Raw genomic sequence first — 22453 nt, forward strand, 5'->3', positions numbered from 1 at the left:
ATGGTTATAGTAACAATGAAGTTATTTAGTATAGGAGGTTACGACATGGAAAATACACATGAATATGTTGAGAAACTAAATGAGAATCAAAAAAAGGCAGACAAAAATCGAAAAAAAGGAAGCGAAAGCTCAAGCTTCAAATTACCTAACAAGCAACATAGTACAAATAAGTAGTTACAATTTAAAATGAATTCAAATGGTTTCTTTTTATAATTTCCATAAAGCATGGGTTGTCCTTCAGGCAACCTTATTGCTTGATAAATATACAAAATAAGGAATATGCACCACTTTATGTTACAATTTTGATAGGAGGTGCTAATATGACTAATACAATAAGTGATTACCTTGAATGGACTAAAAATAAATTTGGTTTAGTAAACTACCAAATACACGATTATAAAATTTATCGAAAAATAAACACCAATAGTGAAACCATCTATACGCTTTGCATGGAGTGGTTCCCCTCACATATTATGGATCGTGAGGAAGATGGTCTAAATCCAGATGGTACTGCATCTATAGAATTAAATATGCATACACTAAAAGTTCAAAGCGCGATTTTCGTAGGTGGGATTACCTATGTAAAAGATGGAATATCATTTAGTAGTCAAGACAAGAAGGATATTATACATTGGATTGAACAAGAAACTGGTTTAGTTTATCAAGAACATTTTAGACTACATAGGGAGGACAAAGGTGAGTTTACCTTTCAAACATGCATTAAAGGAATTCCACTTTCTCCTGGGGGATCTATTGAAGTAAAAATTAACTCCGATGGGAAGCTTGTCTTTTATTCTGTCATTGGAAACTATCCATCAAAAAATAGTGTAATAGAGCGAGACTATTCTCTTATTCTTGAAGATATTGAACAAATTGCAAGGGAACAGCTTAAGCTCATCCATTTTCCTTCCGATGAAACCAAAGAATTGCTCCCTGTTTATGCAATAGAGGAACTGTATATCGCAAATGACCAATCTGTCACTATTGAATTTCCTTTAGATGAACGAGATACAATAACTATTAATGAGATCATAGAATGGCAAGAATCAATTGATCAACTATTTAATAGAGAAAAAATGAATTTAATAGAAGATCTTACCCTTGAGCAAGCCCTTTCGAATTTGCCTAGTCCTGATGCATTTCCTATTACTAGTGAAGAGCAAGAATATTGTAAGATAGCGGTTACTAATTTTTTACGACAAGTTTATCCGAACCAATCAGGGTTGTGGGTACTAAAAACACTCCATCGTGATAATGGATATATTCACGCCACTCTTAAACAATCTGAACAGGACAATCTTGTTTTTCAACGGAAACTTCTTTTGTTCATTAATCGGAAGTCTTATGAAGTGATCAATTATATGGATAATGACTTTTTAATAGAGATGTTTCGATCCTATCCCAAATCTGGCATCATTAAAGTAATGAAAGATGAGGCATTTCAATATATAAGGCCATATATTGAGCTAACCCCAGTCTATGTTTATAATGCCGAACGAAAAGAATATATATTATGTGGGAAATTAGATAGTCAGTACGGGGTCAATGCTGTCCACGGTGAGATCGTTGAGCTAAACAAATTAAAATAAAAATCCTAATGAGGAAAAAAGTGGATTGTTTATTGACTCTGTCCCTTTTAACAATAAACAATCCACTTTCTTACATGGTTACGCTACTACTTCGCGTTTATTTTCAAATTGTTTATATTCCTCATCCGTCATTATTCGTTTCAAAATCTGAACCGTTTCCCACACTTCTTTAAATGTATTATAAAGAGCAACGGGGGCAAGACGGATGCCATTAGGTGCACGAAAATCTGGAATTACTCCATTGACCTTTAGTGCTTTACAAATACGTGCTGCTTCTTGGTGCTCTAGAAAGACATGACCGCCACGCCTTGAATCCTCTATAGGATTACCAAGCGAAAATCCCATCTCACGAAGCTCATATTTTATGAGATCCATCATATACCGTGTCATCAGTAATGATTTATTCCTGATATTCTTTAATCCAGCTTCTTCAAAAATTTCTAGTGAGCCGATTAATGGTGCCATACTTAAAATATGGGGGGTTCCCATTTGATAAGCTCCTGCATGACTTGCAGGGGTCAATACATGCTCCATATCAAATTGTTTGTCTTTTCTAGAACTAAACCAGCCTGCAAGTCCTGGAACTTGCCCAAAATGCTTTTTGTGAACGTATAAACCACCGACACTTCCTGGACCACTGTTCAAATATTTATAATTGCACCACACAGCAAAGTCAACGCCCCAATCACTCAATTCATGGGGAATTGCCCCAATGGAGTGACAAAGGTCAAAGCCAATAATGATCCCTCTCTGGTGTGCCTCTTCTGTTAATCTTTTCATATTTAATATTTGGCCACTTCGATAAAGGACACTAGGTAGCACAATTAAGGCAATGTCATCTGTCATCGCGCGGATGATATCGTCCTCTTCAATTATACGTCCATCACGGCTCGATACCTGAACCAAGTGTGTATGTGGATCAAAGCCTTTTAATTTCAGTTCACTTTGAATTGCATAAATGTCAGAGGGAAAATTGAGTTCATCTGCTAGAATTTTTACCTTTTCCCCTTGAGGCTGATAAAAGGTAGCAATCATTTGATGGAGATTCGATGTTGTGGAACCGCTTACTATTACCTCAACAGGTAAAGCTCCAATCAATGAAGCAAGACGTCCTCCCAATCTCTCAGATAAATCAAACCAAGCATTCTCCCCTTCCATCCATCCGTCTATACCAAACTGTTTCCATGAATCTAGTAATGTTAGCAATGATGTCTCTGAGCGTTTTGACAGGAGTCCGAGGGAGTTCCCATCTAAATAAATTTTTCCGTCCATTACATAAAATTCATTTCGAAATGAAGCTAGACAATCATTTTTATCTAATTTTAGTGCATATTCTTCGGAAGCATTAAAAACATAACTTTCCATAAGCTGTTCCCCTCCTGAAAGTGGTGATTCCTACCTACTTATAATCGCTGCTCTAGAAAAACTACTTCTTATTTTACAAAAGTACTAGGCATGACTACAGCAATAACCTCACCACGTGCACAGAGTATATCATTAGCAAATACTTCTGTTTCAACCTTCCACTTTTTCGGATGAATTTCATGAATGGTACCAATCGCCTTTAAAGGAGTATCTTGCGGAGTTGGTTTAATAAAATCTACCTTTAAAGAGGCGGTTACAAATCTAGGAGGTTCAACTCCATCCCCCGGTTCATGTCCATTTTTCCGATGCAAGGCTAACGAAGCAGATCCCGTACCATGACAATCAATGAATGATGCAATAAGTCCTCCATATACAAAGCCTGGAAGTGCCATATGCTCTTGCTTAGGGGAGTAAATTGTTAGTGTCTGTTCCCCATCCCAGCCTGTACGGAAATGATGTCCCTTCTCATTCAGTCGACCACAGCCATAACACCAGGAAAAATCATCTGGATATTCATCTTGTATTGCTTTTAATATCATATTCTCCAAAATTACCCCTCCCTTTTCAGAATAGTATAACATATTGCACAAAAAATATTTAATTTACAAATAATTGAAGTATGCATAAATTTTCCCTAGTAAGTAAGTCCCTTTACTTTAACTATTATTCTGAAAAATCTGTTTCACTAAAAACCCGAAATAAAATTGTAGAAAAAAGAACCTTTTTGACAATATTTTAAATTTAAAGTATTATATTATAATAATAAAGGAGGTTTTCTTATGTTAGAATAAAATAGACAGAAAATTTTGTCTACCGTTCCCCAAAAAGGATTTTTCGGGCATCCTAAAGGACTATTTACATTATTTTTTACAGAATTTTGGGAACGTTTCTCCTACTATGGAATGAAAGCAATCCTAGTTTATTATATGTATTATGAAGTTTCAAAAGGCGGTTTAGGGCTTGATCAATCAACTGCTCTAGCTATTGTCTCTATTTATGGATCATTAGTATATATGTCTGGAATTATCGGTGGATGGTTAGCTGACCGTATTTTTGGTACATCCAGGGCGGTATTTATTGGTGGAATACTCATCATGCTCGGTCACATCGCTTTAGCCATCCCAGGCAACATTACCTTTTTCTTTATTTCAATGGTATTAATTGTTCTAGGTACAGGATTATTAAAGCCGAATGTTTCTAGTGTAGTCGGTGAAATTTATAGTGAAGAGGACAGCCGTCGTGATTCCGGTTTTAGTATCTTTTATATGGGAATCAATCTTGGGGGATTTGTTTCTCCATTAGTTGTTGGAGCCGTTCAATCTAACTATGGTTTCCACCTAGGCTTTGCCTGTGCGGCAGTAGGTATGTTTATCGGATTAGTTGTTTTTCTTGTTACAAAGAAGAAAAACCTTGGCCTAGCGGGGACATTTGTTGCGAATCCTCTTTCCCCAACTGAAAAGAAAAAAGTATTCAGCATCATCGGATTAGCGATTATAATTATCGCAATCTTATGTGCAATTGCTATTCCAACAGGCATTCTTAATTTTGAGACCTTTATTGGTTTAATTGGTATTTTAGGAATTTTAATCCCTACAATGTACTTTATTGTTATGTATCGTAGTCCTAAAACAACAAAGGTAGAACGCTCACGCATTATTGCCTATATTCCATTATTTATTGCTTCCGTTATGTTCTGGGCAATACAGGAACAAGGTTCAACTATACTAGCAACTTACGCAGACAAGCGCACACAATTAGATTTTGCAGGAATTCATATCTCACCTGCTTGGTTCCAGTCATTAAACCCTTTATTTATTATTGTGTTTGCACCGGTCTTTGCATGGCTTTGGATGAAGTTAGGTAAACGCCAGCCATCTATTCCTAAGAAGTTTTCATTTGGATTACTATTTGCAGGAATTTCATTCTTGGTTATTCTTTTACCTGCTTACTTTGGTGGTTCGGAATCATTAGTCAACCCATTATGGCTTGTTCTTAGTTATTTTATCGTTGTCATCGGAGAATTATGTTTATCACCAGTTGGACTTTCAGCAACTACAAAACTAGCACCAGCTGCATTCTCTGCACAAACGATGAGTCTTTGGTTCTTATCTAATGCAGCTGCACAAGCTATTAACGCACAAATTGTAAAATTCTATACACCTGCAACCGAAATGGTATACTTCGGAATCATTGGAGGAGCATCAATTGTTCTTAGTATTATTCTATTTATTCTCTCACCAAAGATTCAAAGCTTTATGAAGGGTGTTCACTAAAATTGCTAAATAGAATTCACAGGCTGACTTACAAGGGATACCCCCCTATAAGTCAGTTTTTTTTATATAGGGTGGAAATGTTCAAATGTAAGCAGGGTTCTTGAAGAAAAAAAACGAATTATTACCCCTAAGGGGGGAGAAGCATTGGAAGTCATTGTACAAGCAAATACAAAAAGAAAGAGAAAATGGACAAAGATTACAGCATGGATTGTGGCCATCATCATCGTTCTAATTGCAGCGATCTATTTCGGGGCAAATGCTTATATCGCACGGTCATTACCAAAAACAGAGGGGGAAATACAACTATCTGGATTAAAAGAAAAAGTTGAAATTATAAGAGATAAGGATGGAGTTCCTCATATCCGTGCAAAAAACAATCATGACTTATACATGGCACAGGGGTATGTTCAGGCTCAAGATCGTTTATTTCAAATGGATCTTAGTCGCCGTCAAGCATCCGGTGAATTAAGCGAAGTCGTTGGTAGTGCAGCGATAGATAAAGATAAATACTTTCGAGCTCTGGGATTAAGAAGAGCAGCGGTCGCCTCTTATGATCAATACTCGAATCAAGCAAAGGATACACTTAACTGGTTCGCAGAAGGAGTAAATGCATTTATTAAAGAACTAGACGAAAACGGGAAGTGGCCCATTGAATTTAAGTTACTTGGCTATAAACCTAAAGAATGGACACCTACTGACTCCTTAACAATAGGAAAATATATGGCATTTGATCTTGGTGGACATTGGGAGGATCAGGCATTTCGCTATTATTTATTGCAAAACTTCTCAGAAGAAAAAGCATACGATTTATTTCCCTCCTATCCTAAGGATGCACCATATATTATAAGCAAAGACACATTAAACCTTGAAAAAAGCTTCGCTTCTGCTATCATTCCACACGAATTTAATGGAAGCAATAACTGGGTAGTAAGTGGTGAAAAAACTAAATCAGGAAAGCCCATTTTAGCTGATGATCCTCATTTATCACTTAGTACACCTTCAATCTGGTATCAAATGCACTTAAAAGGTCCTGACACAAATGTAAGCGGTGTCATATTTGCCGGAATTCCGGGTATTATTTTAGGTCATAACGAGGAAATCGCCTGGGGAGTTACTAATACTGGTCCTGATGTACAGGATTTATATATTGAAAAAAGAAATCCAACGAACAAGAATCAATTCCTTTATAACGAAAAATGGGAAGATGCAGAGGTAATCAAGGAACCAATAAAAGTCAAGGATCAAAAAACTATAGATTATAATGTAATCGTTACGAGACATGGTCCAATCATCTCTGAATTTGCAGCAGATAGTGGCAAAGATACAGTCCTATCATTACAATGGACGGCCTTACAGCCTTCTAATGAATTAGAAGCTATACTAAAAATGAATAGAGCAAAGAATTGGGATGAGTTCGAAACGGCTCTTGAAAATTTCCAAACACCTGCCCAAAACTTTGTCTTCGCTTCTAACGATGGGACGATTGCATATAAAGCCAATGGTAAAATTCCGATTCGCAAAAAAGGTGATGGCTTGCTTCCTGTTCCAGGTTGGTCAGATGAATATGAATGGACAGGCTATATTCCGTTCAATGAACTTCCTAAAACCATTAACCCTAAGGAGGGATTCATCTCGACCGCAAATAACAAGGTGATCTCAGATGATTATCCGTATCATATTAGTCATAATTGGGCCCAACCTTATCGCCAAATGCGTATCCAAGAAGTTCTAAAAGCGAATGATCAAATTACAGCAAAGGATATGCGCGATCTACAGATGGATAAGCTGAATCTACAGGCTAAAGAGTTTGTTCCAATTTTTCTCAATGAACTAAAAGGAATAAAAGATAAAACGGGAAAAGAAGCGATTCAACAATTAAAAAAATGGAATTTTGTTGATAATGAAGAGTTAGCTGCTCCTCTTATTTTTAATCGATGGATGACAAAAATCTCTGATGTTCTATTTAATAAGGAAATTTCAGTAGAGATGCTTGAAAAGTTTGGGGGAAGAAAACAGGCAGTCGATGAGCTTTTAAGGCATGCTGCGGAAGGGAATCCTGGTCCATGGATAAAAGAGAATGGTGGATTACAAGCGGTACTCAAAAAATCTTTTGATCTGGCCATTAATGAAATAATAGATGAACAAGGTAATTCTGTTAGTAAATGGTCATGGGGTGAATACCACCAACTCTATTTCCCACACCCACTTTCAAGTGTAAAACCGTTAAATTATTTATTTAATAGTGACGGCCGTATTCCAGTAGGCGGTTCTAGTGTGACTGTACAGGCTGCTGCCAATAAAAATGATGGAACAGTTAACCACGGGGGATCCTGGAGATTTGTCATTGATACTGCAAACATGGATTCAGCATATCATTTGGTCGGTCCAGGACAATCCGGGCATTTAAAAAGCAAGTGGTACCACAATCAATTAAATGCATGGGCAAATGGTACCTATCATCAAACTTCTTTAAATACGAAGAAAGGTCATACACTTATTTTAAATCCATAATATAAAGGCTCTTTTCTCAAACATTGCTGTTATTAGAATATATGGACGATAAAAACAGGTCTCTTCATTACTGAGAAAAGAGCTGCATATCTTCCTTAAAACAGCTGAACCCTGTATCGAAGGGTAAAAGTCGGCAGCAGGGCTTTTAAAAGCAACAAACGATACAAAATACAGCTTTTGATAAAAAAGACTATAGAAACTAAAAGGGTCTGGCCCCACATGTGAGCACAGACCCTTGGATAAATATACAGTTTGCCTTCATCAATTAAAAATTAAACTAGTGAACCGCCTTTTTTAAGATACTTCTCAATACCTTCTGCAGCACGGTATGCTAATGCACCGACTGTTCCTGTTGGATTATAGCCGGAATTATGTCCAAAAGCATTCGCACCTGCTGAGAATACATTTTCACAATCCCACATTTGTAAGTAATTATTAAGAGCACTTGTTTCAGGATCTGCTCCCATAATTGAACCACCAGTATTATGAGTAGATTGATAGTTTCGAACATCGAAGTTGCCAACTTTTTGGCCACCTTGATTAACTTTTGTTGCTCCCATTTCTTTTAACATTCCTGCAGTCTTCTCACCAAGAAATTTACTTAATTGCCTATCTTGATCTTTCCAGTTAAATGTCATACGAATAAGTGGGTCACCAAAGGCATCTTTATATGTTGGATCTAAATCCAAATAATTGTCTTGCCACGGCATAGAAGCACCTTGCGCACCGATTGAAATGGTACGATTCGCATATTTAACAGATGCATCTTTAAATTCTTTACCCCATGTAGGTGTACCTGCAGGTGTAGCATTATTTTGAATTGGACGATTTCCAGATTGGCCATATCTAATATTAGCCCCGTGAATAAAGTCTAAATCAGAGTGATCAAAGAAATCTCCGTTAAAATCATCAAGATTAGCGCCCAATGCTCCTGCCCCAGCAAATGCATTGTATTCATTATCAAAGAATCCAGTAGAAGCACCAAAGTTTACTTGATATGCATAGTTTTTACCAATTACACCTCGTCCTGTTTTTGGATCATAAGCCTTACCTAAATTTGAATTTAACATGATCTTGACATTATTCATTTGATAAGCAGATAGTAGAACTACTTCTGCCTCTTGAATATATTCCTCACCCGTACGAGTATCAACATATAGCACACCTGTAGCTTTCCCACCACTATGTAAGACTTTACGAACAACAGAATGTGTACGTAATTCATAATTACCAGTCTTCTCAGCAACTGGGAGAACCGTTACGACAGGATCTGCTTTGGCTCCATACTCACAACCAAATCTTTCACAGAAACCGCAATATTGACATGCACCACGACTAATATTGTCTGGATTTGTGTAGTTTTCTGAAAGATTGGCTGATGGCATACTGTATGGATGATATCCAAGTTTATTCGCTGCCTCTTTAAATAATTTCATTTCAGGGCTATCAAGCATTGGCTTTGTCGGATATTTGTATTGTGGTGAACCCTTTAATGGGTTTGGCTCTCCAGAAATACCTGACATTTTCAAGAATGTATTATAGTAAGGCAATAATTCATCATGAGTTATTCCCCAATCTTGAATTGTCATACCTTTAGGAATTTTATTCTTGCCGTAACGTTCAACGGTTTTAGAATAAATTTCAAAATCATATGGTAAAAATAAATACGTTTGTCCGTTCCAGTGAACACCAGAACCACCTAATCCATCACCAAACAGGAATGCACCCCATTCGCGATATGGTAATGCCTTTTTCTTCAGATCATGACGAATAGTTATCGTTTCTCTAGATAAATCCTGCATTAGTTCATAACGTTGAGCATAACGTAATTCATCATGTACTTTTAAATAATCTTCCGTAGAACGACCTTTTCCGCGTTCTAGACCTACTACCTTATATCCCTTTTTTGTAAGCTCAGCAGCGATAATACCACCAACCCAGCCTACACCAACCGTTACTACATCCGTTTTTGGTAATTTCTTTGCCATCACTAGTCACCTTCTATTAGAAAATTTATCACATAGAGCTTAAGCTTTTAGGATCCATCTTCACCAATGAATCTTTTTGGATAATATCCTTATAAGACATTTGATGTCCTGGGAATTTTTTCATTTTCCAACCAGCCATATCCTTATTTCCACCGTACATTGGATCAGCATAAACTCCCTCAATGGTTGCCTTTCTTAATAAAGCAAAAAAGTTACTCGCGGTAGTTGCTCCATTAAGTTTTACTTTATCTGCTTCAAAATCTTTTAAAATAGCAATCTGTTGATCGTCTTCAAGCTCATGAAACTTCTTCTTATGTTTCTTCTGTGCAGTATCATTTAAAGCTTGAATTCCAAGATCAAATATTTCATGTCGTTTTAGATGTGTTTGATATCCTAGCTCAGGAACAGAATCAGCTGGAGAAAAAGGACCAGACATATATTCTTTTGTGTTTAATCCCCAGTTCCCTGCTAATTGATGGTCAATATAATAAGCTACATCTAGATCTTTTGCTCCCGGACCAACATCCGTTTTTGGGAAAATCTGTTCTGCTGCAGCTTCAATTGTCGTAAAATCCTCTTGTTTTGTAAAATACATCAATGCTCTTGACGGATTAGATGAACCAGACATTTCATGGCCACCGCTCATTGTTGATGCTGGTTTTGAACTAGGTTTTTTCCCAATCAGAGAACCTAATGCACCACCGACAATGATTCCACCGACGGTCAATCCGGAATTTTTCAAGAAAACACGTCTTGAACTATCTTGTACACCATTTTGATTTTTTTTATCTGACACACAAAAAACCCCCAATTATCATTACTAAATAATCTGATTTAACAAAAGAATAATCTTAACCCGTTACAATATTGAGTTAAAGCTACTGTTTGTTGGGACTATGGAGTTAGAATTTCATCATTGTGTAAAAATGAAATACTAAATACCTGAATAGCAATTAATTTTTAGTTTCCTTTTTTTCTTCTGATTCAAAAGGCTCTGTTACCTCATCAACAACCTCTTTTGTTGATTTTTTAAATTCTCTAAGGGTATCCCCCACTGCCTTTCCTAGTTGTGGTAATTTAGCAGGTCCGAATAAAATTAATGCAAGAACTAAAATAATAATAAGTCCTGGAATTCCAATTGAACTAAACATGAAATATTCACTCCTAAAATTAATATTTATAAAACTATGAATCTCTTACTTTTTTCTTATAAATTGAGCTTGAGCAAATAATGCTAATCTCAAATAAAAGAAGTAAAGGAATGCTTACTAATATTTCCGATACAAAGTCAGGTGGAGTTATGGCTGCAGCTATAACAACTAACACCATATACGCCACTTTTCTGATTTTCCGTAAAAACTTCGGATTTACAATACCAACCTTCGTAAGGAATATGACGATGACAGGCAACTCAAACATAATACTGATTGGAAATATAATTCCAAACATCAGCTTAAAATACTGGTTAATTCCATATGTTTCTGTTGCTCCGATTGTCTGATTGATTTTAGTTAAAAATTGAAGCATCATCGGGAACAAGACAAAATAACTAAAAACTACGCCTAGAATAAATAAGAAAAATGAAATCGGAATAAAAATAAATGTACCTTTTTTCTCCTGTTCAGTTAATCCTGGTTTCACAAATTTCCACGTTTGATATAAGGCAACAGGTAAAGTGATTAATACTGAAACAATAAGTGCACATTTTAAATAGATGGTAATTCCGTCTCCAAATCCAAATACATTCCACTCTATATCCACCGCAGATGGTTGGTCTTTTATAAAGTTTAAAATGGTAGAAGATACGAAAAATCCTAATATTAAAGAAAGTATAAAAAAAACAATAACGATGATCATCCGTTTTCTTAATTCAGTCAGATGCGAAACAAGTACATGTTCCTGATCATTTTGATGATTTGCCTGTTCCATATTAAATTAGAGCTCACTCCTTTTTAAACGGATAAAAAAATAGTATACTTATATTTAGGAAAACGAAATAACAAAAAACATTATACGCCGATTGAATCGAAAAATCACTAAATCAAGAAAAAAAGTTTTTTAAAGATAATTAACAATTAACAAAAAATTCTTTGCAAGGAGAAATACAATGTCTACTCACAATAAAGCTGAACTTTCTCTCTTCAGTGAAATTCTATTATCAATATTATTAACAGCTAGCCTAGCAATTTATCTTTTCAAAGCCAATGACACATTCCCATGGTTAGCGTTTATAGGGGTCCCAATTGGTTTAGCAGTTATCGTTGCATGTTGGGAGCAGAAGAAAAATAGTTGGGCTCTTTTAATCACGGGTCTAGTATTAAATACCCTAGTATGGTCAGTTGTATTTAATTGGACATCTTTTTTCTAGAAACGACAAAAAAAGAACCTGATCCCCTTTGGGGTCAGGTTCTTCTAATATTTAGCACTTATTTCTTTTGTGATAACCACTCAGCAACACTCTTCGCATCATCCTTAGAAATAAGACCAGCAGGCATTCTTCCATTCTTTCCATTATTAATAATGTTCTCGATCTCACCTTGGTCATACTTAGATCCGATTTTAGCCAGCTCCGGTCCAGCTCCACCTTGTAAGTTATCTCCATGACAAGTGATACAATTTTTCTTAACAATCCCTTCCGGATCACCAGCTGAAGCAGTTGTTCCATGCGCACTAGCATTTGCTGCTGTTTGTGAAGGTTGTGGTCCCTTGTATATAAACAGTACAAATACCAAACATACTAAAAGAACAAGATTGATTACCGAAGAAACCCATGTCTTTTTCATGTTAAAACCTCCTTAATTAAAATATTTAGTATTACGAACTTTCCTATTATAACGCAACAATAATTGGTGCTAAAGAAAAAATAATTTATCAAAAAATTCGTTATACTAAAATAATTAATAGGAAGTAGTGGAAATCTATAGTTTCTTCTTTAAAATTATTTCGATAAACCTTTTTTTAATAAATTTATTTCAATCATATAGTTTTTTACCGCCACCTCATAGGGTAGGTCTTTTGCAAAATTATCTACAATATTTCGTAATGTAACTGCCATAATAATTTGCAGAACATGGACTAGCTCCCCGTCATTCGTAATATTCAATTGTTCTTTATCTATAATCGAACTAATTTCTTTAAAATTCCCACTGCTTTCATTATCACTAACCATCTTCTCAAAAGAACGTTCTATTTTGTGCGTCATATTTAAAAATGCATTCTTTAAAAAATTGAGATCCTCCTCATCTTTAATCATCAATTGATAAAATTCAGCCATTGTATTAAAAATATCGCCATCATATTTATTTAAGAAAAAAATAAATTGTTGCTTCTTACTTTTTGAATGTTCATTTAATAAATAAAAAAAGGCATCCTCTTTGTCTTCGAAATACTGATAAAAACTACCACGAGGAATTCCTGCGGCCTTTACAATATTAGCAATGGAAGCATCAAACAATGGCACTCTTGAAAACTCCTGTTTAGCAGCATTAATTAATGTTTGTTTCTTAATCTCTGGTAAATTAAAAAAAGTTAGTTTCGGCAATTTTAACTCTCCTATTACTTATCATTTTCCTCATGTATATCGTTCGTTAAAAAAGCAGATGGAAGATGGAACTTGTCATCGTTGATTTGAAGCTCCTGCATATTCTCCTCAATCTCAATGCTTTCCTTTAATTTGTTCATATCATTATGGATTTTTTCCATCTTTTTATCTAGTAAGGCAGATGAATCAGCCGCCTGTTTAAGCTCGTCTTTCATTTTTTGTGGTACCTCTTTATTACACTTATAGTATATTTTATGTTCTAAGCTTGCCCAGAAATCCATTGCAATCGTGCGGATTTGGATTTCTACAAAAATATGATCCTCTCTGTCTGACATAAAGATAGGAATCTGGATAATTAAATGTAAACTACGATATCCATTTGGTTTAGGATGTTTAATATAATCCTTACATTCAATAACTGTTATATCCTTTTGTTTCTGGAGCATGCTGCTTATTTCATAAATGTCAGATATAAACGAGCAGGTGATACGAATTCCAGCAATATCCCTAATATTTTCCCTTATACTAGATAACGAGAGAGGACAGCCTTTCTTATAAACCTTTTTTAATATACTTTCAGGGGACTTGATACGTGATGACACATGTTCAATAGGATTGTAATCATGAATATATTGAAATTCCTGCTTTAAAATATCTATTTTTGTATTTACTTCACTTAATGCAAATTTATAAGACATCATAAAGCGAATTAGATCTTGCTTTAAAGATTTCATTTTTGGCAAATCGATGATTTCTTTTACTTCCATATATTTCTCCTTAATAGTTAATATATTATTAACTTTTTTAATCTTCCCGCTCTATTCACTTTTTATACTGGGTCTTTTACACAAGGAGACATTGATCCCCTGTAATTTCAAATCTTCTATCAGCTTCATTAGTTTCTTTAAATATTTATTCTCGTTTTTCATCTTCCCACCTCAATATGACACATTGTCACTTCGATCTAATATCAGGATAAATGACACGGTGTCATTTGTCAATCCCTCACATTTTCATATCCTTTTTTAAGGATTACTCGTATAAAATTAGTAAATACTTTGACAGAAAGACAATTTTAAGGTAAATTACATAATATACGAACGATTTTAATGAATGATATATATAATATTCGTCTATAGGAGTGTTAACGATGGAAAATGTATTTGATTACGAAGATATTCAATTAATACCCGCAAAATGTATTGTAAATAGTCGATCTGAATGTGATACAACAATTAAATTAGGTGAACATACCTTTAAACTCCCTGTGGTGCCTGCAAATATGCAAACCATTATAGATGAGAACATCGCAATTTATTTAGCAGAAAACGGTTATTTTTATATCATGCACCGCTTTCAGCCCGAGAAAAGAATTGATTTTATTAAAGACATGAAATCACGTGGATTAATTACCTCCATAAGTGTAGGAGTAAAGGAAGAGGAATATCTTTTCATCCAACAATTAGCTGATGCTAATCTTATACCTGATTATATTACGATTGATATTGCACACGGACATTCCAATGCTGTAATCGCTATGATTCAACATATTAAAAAGCATTTACCTCAAAGCTTTGTTATTGCTGGAAATGTAGGGACCCCTGAAGCAGTGAGAGAACTAGAAAATGCAGGAGCAGATGCAACAAAGGTTGGAATTGGTCCTGGGAAAGTTTGTATTACAAAAATAAAAACTGGATTTGGAACTGGCGGCTGGCAATTAGCTGCACTAAGATGGTGTGCAAAAGCTGCCAGCAAACCAATTATTGCTGATGGAGGAATTCGTACACATGGCGATATCGCCAAATCAATACGTTTTGGTGCCTCAATGGTCATGATTGGGTCATTGTTTGCCGGTCATGAAGAATCACCTGGAGAAACTATTAACAAAGATGGGAAACTTTATAAAGAATATTTTGGTTCAGCATCAGAGTTCCAAAAGGGTGAGAGAAAAAATGTAGAAGGCAAAAAAATGCTTGTGGAACACAAAGGATCTTTAATCGATACATTAATAGAAATGGAACAAGACCTGCAATCCTCTATTTCGTATGCCGGAGGAAATAAACTAGATGCTATTCGAAATGTAGATTATGTAGTCGTTAAGAATTCGATTTTCAATGGAGATAAAGTATATTAACTAGTAGAAGGGACACAGCTCTTGTGTCCCTTTTCTAAGCTATTCTAAATTTTATTGTGATATTTGTTCTCCCTTTTGAAATATATATGACAATAGGATATTTCAAATGAACAGGAGAGAATGAATGACATTAACCTCCATTTTAACCGGGATGAAATTAGACTGATGGTTCAAAAAAAGAGGGCTCCATTGTTATGTATGAGCCCCATCCAGAAAGAATTATTTTCATTGCCCTTCTTGGTCAGATAGCTTCTTACCCGCGTAAAATAAACACATGCTCCAATACAGTACACATGTCATATATTCATTTAAACAGGGGAAAAATCACTCCATTCTATCCCTACGATAGAGATCCCTACTTTTATACCCCTCTCTAAGTATCTGCTTCATTTCCTCACGACGTTTTTTCCTAGTCGCTTCTTGCTTTGCACTGTAGATATAACGTGCCCAATCCTTTTGATAGCCAGGAGTAAGAGATTGATAAAAGGCAAGTAAATCCGGATTATCTTTTAATTCTGTTTCAACTTCTGGAATCATTGCAACATAATCATCTACACACTGGCTCGCTGTAGTCTTTGGCTTTGTTTTCTCTCGAGATGCCTCCTTTAAACCAACAACCGTAAAGACATCATCTAAACCTACCATTCGTGCAAATTTAATATCGCTTGTTCCAATATAGCCCTGATCGTCAGCACCTAATCCACTCAATAACTCATCACGATGGATATAAGTTGGGTATACTTTATTCCCCTTTTTTGGATAAGCCAAAAAGAGATAGCCTTTTTCATTCAAATAATTCCCTTCAATTACTTTGTGTACCATCGCTTGTAATGATTCCATATCTAATACAAAAGCAAAAATAAGATCGTAAGTATTATCGTTAAGCTCAGTGTTGTAGCCCTTTAGTCCGGATAGATAATCTTTATCTACAGGCATATTTAAAACTGCTACTTTTGCATATTTAGTTAAATTTAATTTTTCAACAATCGTTTTAGACATCCTCGATTCACCCATTCATTTTATTATTTTGTTGTTCCTATACTTTTTTTCTATATACCATACTTGAAAATATTCAAGATAACAACCGTATTACTTTTCTAGTAGGAATATTACAAAGAAAGGATCCTGCTATTACTCAATCTATTAAAAGTTTTAAATATATCGCTCAGTATATAAGTAGCTAGAGCCTAGAAATGTATAGATTGTATGTTAAACCCAACAACCCATATGTTTCAAACGGGTAAAATCGACACTAGGTTAGTTGACATAAAGGGGGCTAGCTATTAGAAATGGACAAAAATATCGAGCAATATAACTTTTTAAAATCGATTGAATGGTATACCTTCCTATCGATTAAAAAAGAGGCACAAATTGTGCCTCCCTCATTATCTATTAAAATTAACCTTTTCCGTATTTTCTCCGAAGGATACAGTTGTTTCACTTGGCTTCGTTTCAGCTATGATCTTGCCATTTCTAAAGGAATATCTGACGGTTGCCTGTTTACGAATGGCTTCATATTCATTTTCTGCAGATAAAACAATAAAATTAGCTGGTTTTCCTTCTTCAATTCCATAGGCATCCTCAATTTGTAAAGTCTTTGCACTGTTATTAGTAATTAAATCAATGGAGTTTACGATTTGATCATATCCCATTAACTGTGCAGCATGAATCCCCATATGTAATACTTGAAGCATATTTCCTGTTCCTAGTGGATACCATGGGTCAAAGATATCATCATGTCCAAAACAAATATTTAAGCCTGCTTCTTGTAATTCTTTTACTCTCGTTAAACCTCTTCTTTTTGGATACGAATCAAATCTCCCTTGAAGATGAATATTGACTAAAGGATTCGATACAAAATTAATAGAAGAAAGCTTTAATAATCTAAAAAGCTTGTACGTATAAGCATCATTATAAGATCCCATAGCAGTAGTGTGGCTTGCAGTCGTTCGAGCACCTATCCCACGCTCATAAGCCTCTTTGGCAACTACCTCTACAAAGCGGGATTGTTCATCGTCTATTTCATCACAATGAATATCTACTAAACGATCATATTTTTCAGCTAGGTCAAAGGCCTTTTTTAAGGATTCCACACCATATTCACGTGTAAATTCAAAATGAGGAATCCCTCCCACAGCATCTGCTCCCATTTTTAGTGATTCCTCAAGCAGCTCTATTCCGTTTGGATAAGAAAGAATTCCTTCCTGTGGAAAAGCAACGAGTTGAATATCTACATATGGAGCCATCTCCTCTTTCACTTCAAGCATTGCCTTTAATGCTGTTAAACTGGGATCTGTTACGTCTACATGTGTGCGGACATGTTGAATTCCTTGAGCAATTTGCCATTTCAATGCAGTTTTCGATCTTGTTTTCACATCTTCATGTGTTAATGTTTCTTTTCTTTGTGACCATCTTTGAATCCCTTCAAATAATGTACCGCTTTTATTCCATTCAGGTTCACCAGCAGTTAAGGTCGTGTCTAGATGAATATGTGGTTCAATGAAAGGAGGAAGTACAAGAGCCCCTTCTACATCAAAAATTTCATGACCTGAAACATCATCCAATGATTCTGTTACTTTACTAATCTTTCCATCTTGTACAACGATGTTCCAAAGCCCTTCTTTTCCTCTCAGCTTTGCCTGTTTAATAATCATTCATTAGTTCTCCCTTCAATTCTTGTAGCTGTTCATTATTCACACGTTTAGATACCAATTTCATTAAAATAATGTAAACAACCGCCGTTCCAATGAGCCCATTAATAGGAGGAATTCCCGGTATGAGGTTTGCGGCGGCTACACCTATAATCCATGCAATGATGGCTATCCAATTAACGTTTTTAAATTTCATCGCTTCGAATTTCTTATATTTGCCACGATTCAATAGAAAATAATCTGCTAAAATAATGGCACCAATTGATGGTAATATCGATCCAAGTAATGTTAAAAATTCAACGAAATTATTATATAACCACATAGCTGCTACTGTTCCGACCAGACCGTTAAAAATGACAATTTTCTTTTTTGATATTTTAGTAATATTTGCGAATCCTAAACTTGATGCATATAGAGCATTTTCATTAGTTGTCCAAATATTTAGACCCAATACGATAATCGCTGGAATGATTAACCCTTGCAGAAACATCACATCAGATATATCTGACTTACCATAAACGATCGCACCGACTGCTCCAAATAGAAACATTAGCGAATTACCAAGAAAAAAAGCAATAACCGTTGAAACAACGCCAGACCGCGGTGTCTTAGCAAATCGAGCAAAGTCGGGCGTCAGTGTCCCACCACTAATAAAGGATCCAATGCAAATTGTTAACGCAGTGGCTACTCCCATCGCTTCTAAAGGCTGATATTCCATTAACCCTTGAAATCCACCAGCTTTTTCTGTTGCCTCTAGTACAGAATAGCTTCCTAAGATTGCTATAGATGGCACAGCAACTACACCTAATATTGCTAAAGCCTTTATTCCATAAATTGCGGTAATCGTCATTAAAATTCCTGAAATAAAAATTAATAGATACACATTAAGACCTGTTGCTTTTTGGACCGGAACAGCAAACATTGCCACACCTACACCAAACCAACCTACTTGAGTAATTCCTAATAAAAGAGAGGATAGATAGGATCCTTTTTTTCCAAAAGCATATCTGGTTAACAAATGGGTGGATAGCCCTGTTTTTGCTGCAATATAGGCTAATGCACCGGTATAAATGCCAAGGATCAAATTACCCGTTAACACAATCCAAATAAATGAAGTAAATGATAAACCGTTCCCTAATGTTCCACCAGACCACATACTTGCTGAGAAAAATGTAAATCCAAGCATAACAGCGAGAATCTTCCAAAAACCATTTCGATGCCCTTTTGGTACAGGCTGTAACGAAAATTCCAAGTCCACTTTTTCCATACGTATTCCCCCAAAGTTGATTTGAAAATGGTCCTTTGAACAAGCCTATAAACTAAAAAAGGGTTTATTGCCGTCATCTGACAATAAACCCTTCTATTTATAATCAAACAGAAGGGTGTAATCTAATTACACCACTAGTGTTTGATTATAAATTTCCGCTGTCCTTGTCAGCCTCTCTGGACTGAATTAAAGGTACCAATATTTCAATTAATCTTATTATGACAATAACTTATTATGTTGTCAATATACGGATGCTTATCCTATCCATCCTTCAATTCTCTTTCCAATATTTCCACAAATTTTGTTGAGGAGGGTGATAATGGCACACTTTTTAAAGAGCAGACCCCAATGGAGCGTTTTGGGATTTCCTCAATGAGGGGGATTTCATATAACAATCCTTTATTTATATACTCTTGAGAAAACTCTTTTGTCACACATGCTATGCCTAGATTAATTTTGGCAAGTTCTAATAATAAATCATGGGAACCTAATTCAATTTCCGGCGAGATCTGCAATCCTTTCGATAGCATATAATCTTCTACATATTTTCTCGAGTTGGAGTTTCTTTCCAATAATATCAACGGTAGCTGAACTAATTCTTCAAGCCGTATTGGAGTTGATGCAAGATGTTTATAGTCCTTTCCACAAACAAAAATATCGTGAATATCAATGCATGATCTAATAAAGAGAGTTGAGTCTTCAAGAGGGAGATTACAAATAACTAAGTCTACCTCACCCGATTTCAATAAAGAACATAGCTCTATCGTTGTACCATTTACAATTTTAAATTTAATGTTTGGATATTGATTATGAAACAGTTCGAAATACGGAAGTAAGAAATATCGAGCAATCGTATCACCAACACCAATCCTTAATTCCCCTGTTGTAAGATTTTTAAATTCTAGTATCTTTTCTTCACCAACATTAATTAAATTTATGGCCGAATAAACATACTCAAATAATAAATTTCCTTCATTAGTCAAAGACACCCCTTTTGGTGTCCGGTTAAACAATCTTGTATCAAGCTCTCTTTCTAATTGCATAATTGCTTGGCTCACAGCTGGTTGGGTCATATATAGGTCTCTTGCAGCCTTTGAAAAGCTTTTGCAACGTGCTACCTTACAAAATACTTTATATAAATCCAATTTACCAATCATTATAAATTCTCCTTATATCTAATATTAAAGATATTAATTTCACTTATAACATTAGAAAGAGGTATATTACAAGTAGGTATTTTCCATTGGCTTTTCATATGTAGGTTAAAGCCAAAATATAAATGATATCGCGCTATTTTCTACTTAACCGATAAGTAAAATTTGGCAGTAGAAAATGTAGTCAAGTTTTTAGAGAGACTTTCAAATACACTTTACTAGGAGAGATTATTTTGGAAAGAGTAGTTGGAACAGTTGTTAGAGGACTTCGTTGTCCTATAATCAATCAAGGTGACAATATTGAAGAAATTGTTGTTGATAGCGTGTTAAAGGCTTCAGAAGTGGAAGGCTTTGCAATTAATGATAAAGATATCGTAACAGTGACAGAGTCTATTGTTGCTCGTGCTCAAGGAAATTATGCAACCATTGATCACATTGCCAAGGACGTTCAAGAAAAATTTGGTGAAGATACAGTTGGTGTTATTTTCCCTATTTTAAGTCGTAATCGTTTTGCTATTGTTTTACGCGGTATTGCAAAGGGAGCAAAGAAAATTGTTCTTATGCTAAGTTACCCTTCTGATGAGGTAGGGAATCATCTAGTAGATCTTGAAATACTTGATGAAAAAGGTGTAAACCCTTGGACTGACGTATTGACAGAAAAACAATTCAGGGAGTATTTCGGCTATAATAAACACCCATTTACTGGTGTAGATTATATTGATTACTATAAATCATTAATCGAAGAATACGGTGTGGAATGTGAAGTAATTTTCTCAAATAATCCAAAAACAATTTTGGATTATACAAAAAATGTCCTTACTTGTGATATTCATTCTAGATTTAGAACAAAGAGAATTCTAAAAGCAAATGGCGGGGAAAAAATATTTAGCCTAGATAACATCTTATCTAAGTCTATTGATGGTAGTGGATATAATGAAGATTACGGTCTGCTCGGATCAAACAAGTCAACAGAACAAAGTGTGAAGCTTTTCCCACGTAACTGTCAACCAGTCGTTGATAACATCCAACAAGCAATAAAGGAAAAAACAGGTAAAGACGTGGAAGTCATGATTTATGGAGACGGAGCTTTCAAGGACCCAGTCGGTAAGATATGGGAGCTTGCTGATCCAGTTGTTTCACCAGCTTATACAGCAGGATTGAACGGAACACCGAATGAAGTAAAACTAAAATATCTTGCAGATAATAATTTTGCTCACTTAAAGGGCGAAGAATTAAAACAAGCCATTTCACAATACATCGATAATAAAGATTCCGATCTTACAGGGGCAATGGAAGCACAAGGTACTACACCAAGAAAGCTAACTGACCTTATAGGATCATTATCTGATTTAACCTCTGGAAGTGGAGATAAGGGTACACCGATTATCTTTATTCAAGGATATTTCGATAATTATACAAAATAAATCTAGTTACCGAAGTTGTTGTCTTATAGACAACAACTTTTATCTATTTACAAATTAGTTCAATTGATAGTATTCACAAACTACTTGGCCGACTGCCTTCGCTGCTACTAAAAGTGCATCTTCATCTATATCAAATTTTGGATTAAACTAAGGTTCGGATACTCCCTTTGGAGAGCAAGCGATATAAAAGAAACAAGCTGGGAACTTTTCTGCATAATAGGCAAAGTCTTCTGATGGTGCTAGTGCTGGGAATTCCTTTATCTCCTTAATATCTTTATCACCGTCTATATTTCTTAGACTTTCTGCTACTAAGGCTGTTAACTCAGGGTTATTATATAATGGTGGGTAATCTGGTGCATAGGTACGTTCACATTGTACACCAAACTCTATCTCAATACCTTTAGCCATTCTTTTTATTTCCTTTTCCAATATATTCGCTTCAAACTTCATTCCTTTAAACCATTTTGTGCAAAATCGTATCTTACTATGTTCTTTAACGAAATAAAAAAGGACCATTCCTCCTACGATTTATTATATCGCGGAGAATTGATCCCAT

At 35.3% G+C, this 22453-nt stretch carries 21 protein-coding genes; 7 read left to right on the top strand and 14 right to left on the bottom strand.

The window, feature by feature from the left end; all coding sequences use genetic code 11:
* Window positions 1-45 precede the first annotated feature (45 nt).
* Window positions 46-174 carry a DUF4023 family protein gene (locus tag MHI39_RS25770; RefSeq protein ID WP_342540445.1) on the top strand — a complete coding sequence of 43 codons (129 nt, stop codon included), beginning with the start codon at window positions 46-48 and terminating at the stop codon, window positions 172-174.
* A gap of 146 nt (window positions 175-320) precedes the next feature.
* Window positions 321-1589 carry a hypothetical protein gene (locus MHI39_RS25775; RefSeq protein ID WP_342540446.1) on the top strand — a complete coding sequence of 423 codons (1269 nt, stop codon included), beginning with the start codon at window positions 321-323 and terminating at the stop codon, window positions 1587-1589.
* Between the two features lie 78 nt (window positions 1590-1667).
* Here MHI39_RS25775 and kynU read toward each other — a convergent pair whose 3' ends face one another.
* Both kynU and MHI39_RS25785 read right to left on the bottom strand, forming a co-directional pair.
* A complete protein-coding gene (gene kynU, locus MHI39_RS25780; protein ID WP_342540447.1) occupies window positions 1668-2954 on the bottom strand; it encodes a kynureninase in 1287 nt (428 codons plus the stop codon).
* A gap of 68 nt (window positions 2955-3022) precedes the next feature.
* Window positions 3023-3502, bottom strand: coding sequence for a PaaI family thioesterase (locus MHI39_RS25785; RefSeq protein ID WP_071976329.1), 480 nt, complete (start codon window positions 3500-3502; stop codon window positions 3023-3025).
* A 255-nt stretch (window positions 3503-3757) separates the two neighbouring features.
* On the opposite strand from MHI39_RS25785, the gene MHI39_RS25790 reads away from it, so the two are divergent.
* Together MHI39_RS25790 and MHI39_RS25795 are read left to right on the top strand one after the other, a co-directional pair.
* Window positions 3758-5227, top strand: a complete 1470-nt coding sequence (locus MHI39_RS25790) for a peptide MFS transporter (RefSeq protein WP_342541490.1) — start codon at window positions 3758-3760, stop codon at window positions 5225-5227.
* Window positions 5228-5371: 144 nt separating this feature from the next.
* Entirely contained in the window at window positions 5372-7738 is a 2367-nt protein-coding gene (locus MHI39_RS25795) for a penicillin acylase family protein (RefSeq protein WP_342540448.1), read from the top strand.
* A gap of 272 nt (window positions 7739-8010) precedes the next feature.
* On the opposite strand, the gene MHI39_RS25800 is transcribed toward MHI39_RS25795, so the two are convergent.
* The 4 genes from MHI39_RS25800 to tatC all read right to left on the bottom strand — a co-directional run bounded on the left by MHI39_RS25800 (window position 8011) and on the right by tatC (window position 11655).
* Window positions 8011-9726: a GMC family oxidoreductase gene (locus MHI39_RS25800; protein ID WP_058006124.1), complete on the bottom strand. Its 1716-nt coding sequence runs from the start codon at window positions 9724-9726 to the stop codon at window positions 8011-8013.
* Between the two features lie 28 nt (window positions 9727-9754).
* A complete protein-coding gene (locus MHI39_RS25805) occupies window positions 9755-10522 on the bottom strand; it encodes a gluconate 2-dehydrogenase subunit 3 family protein (protein ID WP_058006123.1) in 768 nt (255 codons plus the stop codon).
* Between the two features lie 157 nt (window positions 10523-10679).
* Window positions 10680-10877 carry a twin-arginine translocase TatA/TatE family subunit gene (gene tatA / locus MHI39_RS25810; protein WP_058006122.1) on the bottom strand — a complete coding sequence of 66 codons (198 nt, stop codon included), beginning with the start codon at window positions 10875-10877 and terminating at the stop codon, window positions 10680-10682.
* A gap of 34 nt (window positions 10878-10911) precedes the next feature.
* Window positions 10912-11655: a twin-arginine translocase subunit TatC gene (tatC, locus tag MHI39_RS25815; RefSeq protein ID WP_058006121.1), complete on the bottom strand. Its 744-nt coding sequence runs from the start codon at window positions 11653-11655 to the stop codon at window positions 10912-10914.
* Between the two features lie 178 nt (window positions 11656-11833).
* Between tatC and MHI39_RS25820 the strand changes: the two genes are divergently transcribed.
* Window positions 11834-12094 carry a hypothetical protein gene (locus MHI39_RS25820; protein ID WP_058006120.1) on the top strand — a complete coding sequence of 87 codons (261 nt, stop codon included), beginning with the start codon at window positions 11834-11836 and terminating at the stop codon, window positions 12092-12094.
* Window positions 12095-12152: 58 nt separating this feature from the next.
* Here the strand turns inward: MHI39_RS25820 and MHI39_RS25825 are convergent, their stop codons facing one another.
* The 3 genes from MHI39_RS25825 to MHI39_RS25835 form a co-directional block, all read right to left on the bottom strand.
* Window positions 12153-12509 carry a cytochrome c gene (locus tag MHI39_RS25825; RefSeq protein WP_058005060.1) on the bottom strand — a complete coding sequence of 119 codons (357 nt, stop codon included), beginning with the start codon at window positions 12507-12509 and terminating at the stop codon, window positions 12153-12155.
* Window positions 12510-12664: 155 nt separating this feature from the next.
* Window positions 12665-13267 carry a TetR family transcriptional regulator gene (locus MHI39_RS25830; RefSeq protein WP_078111120.1) on the bottom strand — a complete coding sequence of 201 codons (603 nt, stop codon included), beginning with the start codon at window positions 13265-13267 and terminating at the stop codon, window positions 12665-12667.
* 14 nt (window positions 13268-13281) lie between these two features.
* The gene (locus MHI39_RS25835) at window positions 13282-14034 is read right to left on the bottom strand and encodes a GTP pyrophosphokinase family protein (RefSeq protein WP_071976325.1); all 753 of its coding nucleotides are present in this window, start codon (window positions 14032-14034) and stop codon (window positions 13282-13284) included.
* A gap of 383 nt (window positions 14035-14417) precedes the next feature.
* Between MHI39_RS25835 and guaC the strand changes: the two genes are divergently transcribed.
* Entirely contained in the window at window positions 14418-15401 is a 984-nt protein-coding gene (guaC, locus tag MHI39_RS25840) for a GMP reductase (RefSeq protein WP_071976324.1), read from the top strand.
* Between the two features lie 324 nt (window positions 15402-15725).
* Here the strand turns inward: guaC and MHI39_RS25845 are convergent, their stop codons facing one another.
* The 4 genes from MHI39_RS25845 to MHI39_RS25860 all read right to left on the bottom strand — a co-directional run bounded on the left by MHI39_RS25845 (window position 15726) and on the right by MHI39_RS25860 (window position 20476).
* The gene (locus tag MHI39_RS25845) at window positions 15726-16400 is read right to left on the bottom strand and encodes a YdeI/OmpD-associated family protein (RefSeq protein WP_071976323.1); all 675 of its coding nucleotides are present in this window, start codon (window positions 16398-16400) and stop codon (window positions 15726-15728) included.
* Between the two features lie 386 nt (window positions 16401-16786).
* Window positions 16787-18055, bottom strand: a complete 1269-nt coding sequence (locus MHI39_RS25850; protein ID WP_342540449.1) for a cytosine deaminase — start codon at window positions 18053-18055, stop codon at window positions 16787-16789.
* Window positions 18045-19319 carry a cytosine permease gene (gene codB, locus MHI39_RS25855; protein WP_342540450.1) on the bottom strand — a complete coding sequence of 425 codons (1275 nt, stop codon included), beginning with the start codon at window positions 19317-19319 and terminating at the stop codon, window positions 18045-18047. The genes MHI39_RS25850 and codB overlap by 11 nt, the downstream gene beginning before the upstream one ends.
* A gap of 260 nt (window positions 19320-19579) precedes the next feature.
* A complete protein-coding gene (locus MHI39_RS25860) occupies window positions 19580-20476 on the bottom strand; it encodes a LysR family transcriptional regulator (protein ID WP_071976320.1) in 897 nt (298 codons plus the stop codon).
* Window positions 20477-20706: 230 nt separating this feature from the next.
* On the opposite strand from MHI39_RS25860, the gene MHI39_RS25865 reads away from it, so the two are divergent.
* On the top strand, window positions 20707-21897 hold the full coding sequence (locus MHI39_RS25865) for a coenzyme F420-0:L-glutamate ligase (RefSeq protein ID WP_078109496.1): 1191 nt from the start codon (window positions 20707-20709) through the stop codon (window positions 21895-21897).
* A gap of 147 nt (window positions 21898-22044) precedes the next feature.
* Here MHI39_RS25865 and MHI39_RS25870 read toward each other — a convergent pair whose 3' ends face one another.
* Window positions 22045-22413 carry a M20/M25/M40 family metallo-hydrolase gene (locus MHI39_RS25870; RefSeq protein ID WP_342540451.1) on the bottom strand — a complete coding sequence of 123 codons (369 nt, stop codon included), beginning with the start codon at window positions 22411-22413 and terminating at the stop codon, window positions 22045-22047.
* Window positions 22414-22453 lie beyond the last annotated feature (40 nt).

Origin of the sequence: Heyndrickxia sp. FSL K6-6286, assembly GCF_038630395.1 — a bacterium.
Lineage (GTDB): Bacteria > Bacillota > Bacilli > Bacillales > Bacillaceae_C > Heyndrickxia > Heyndrickxia oleronia.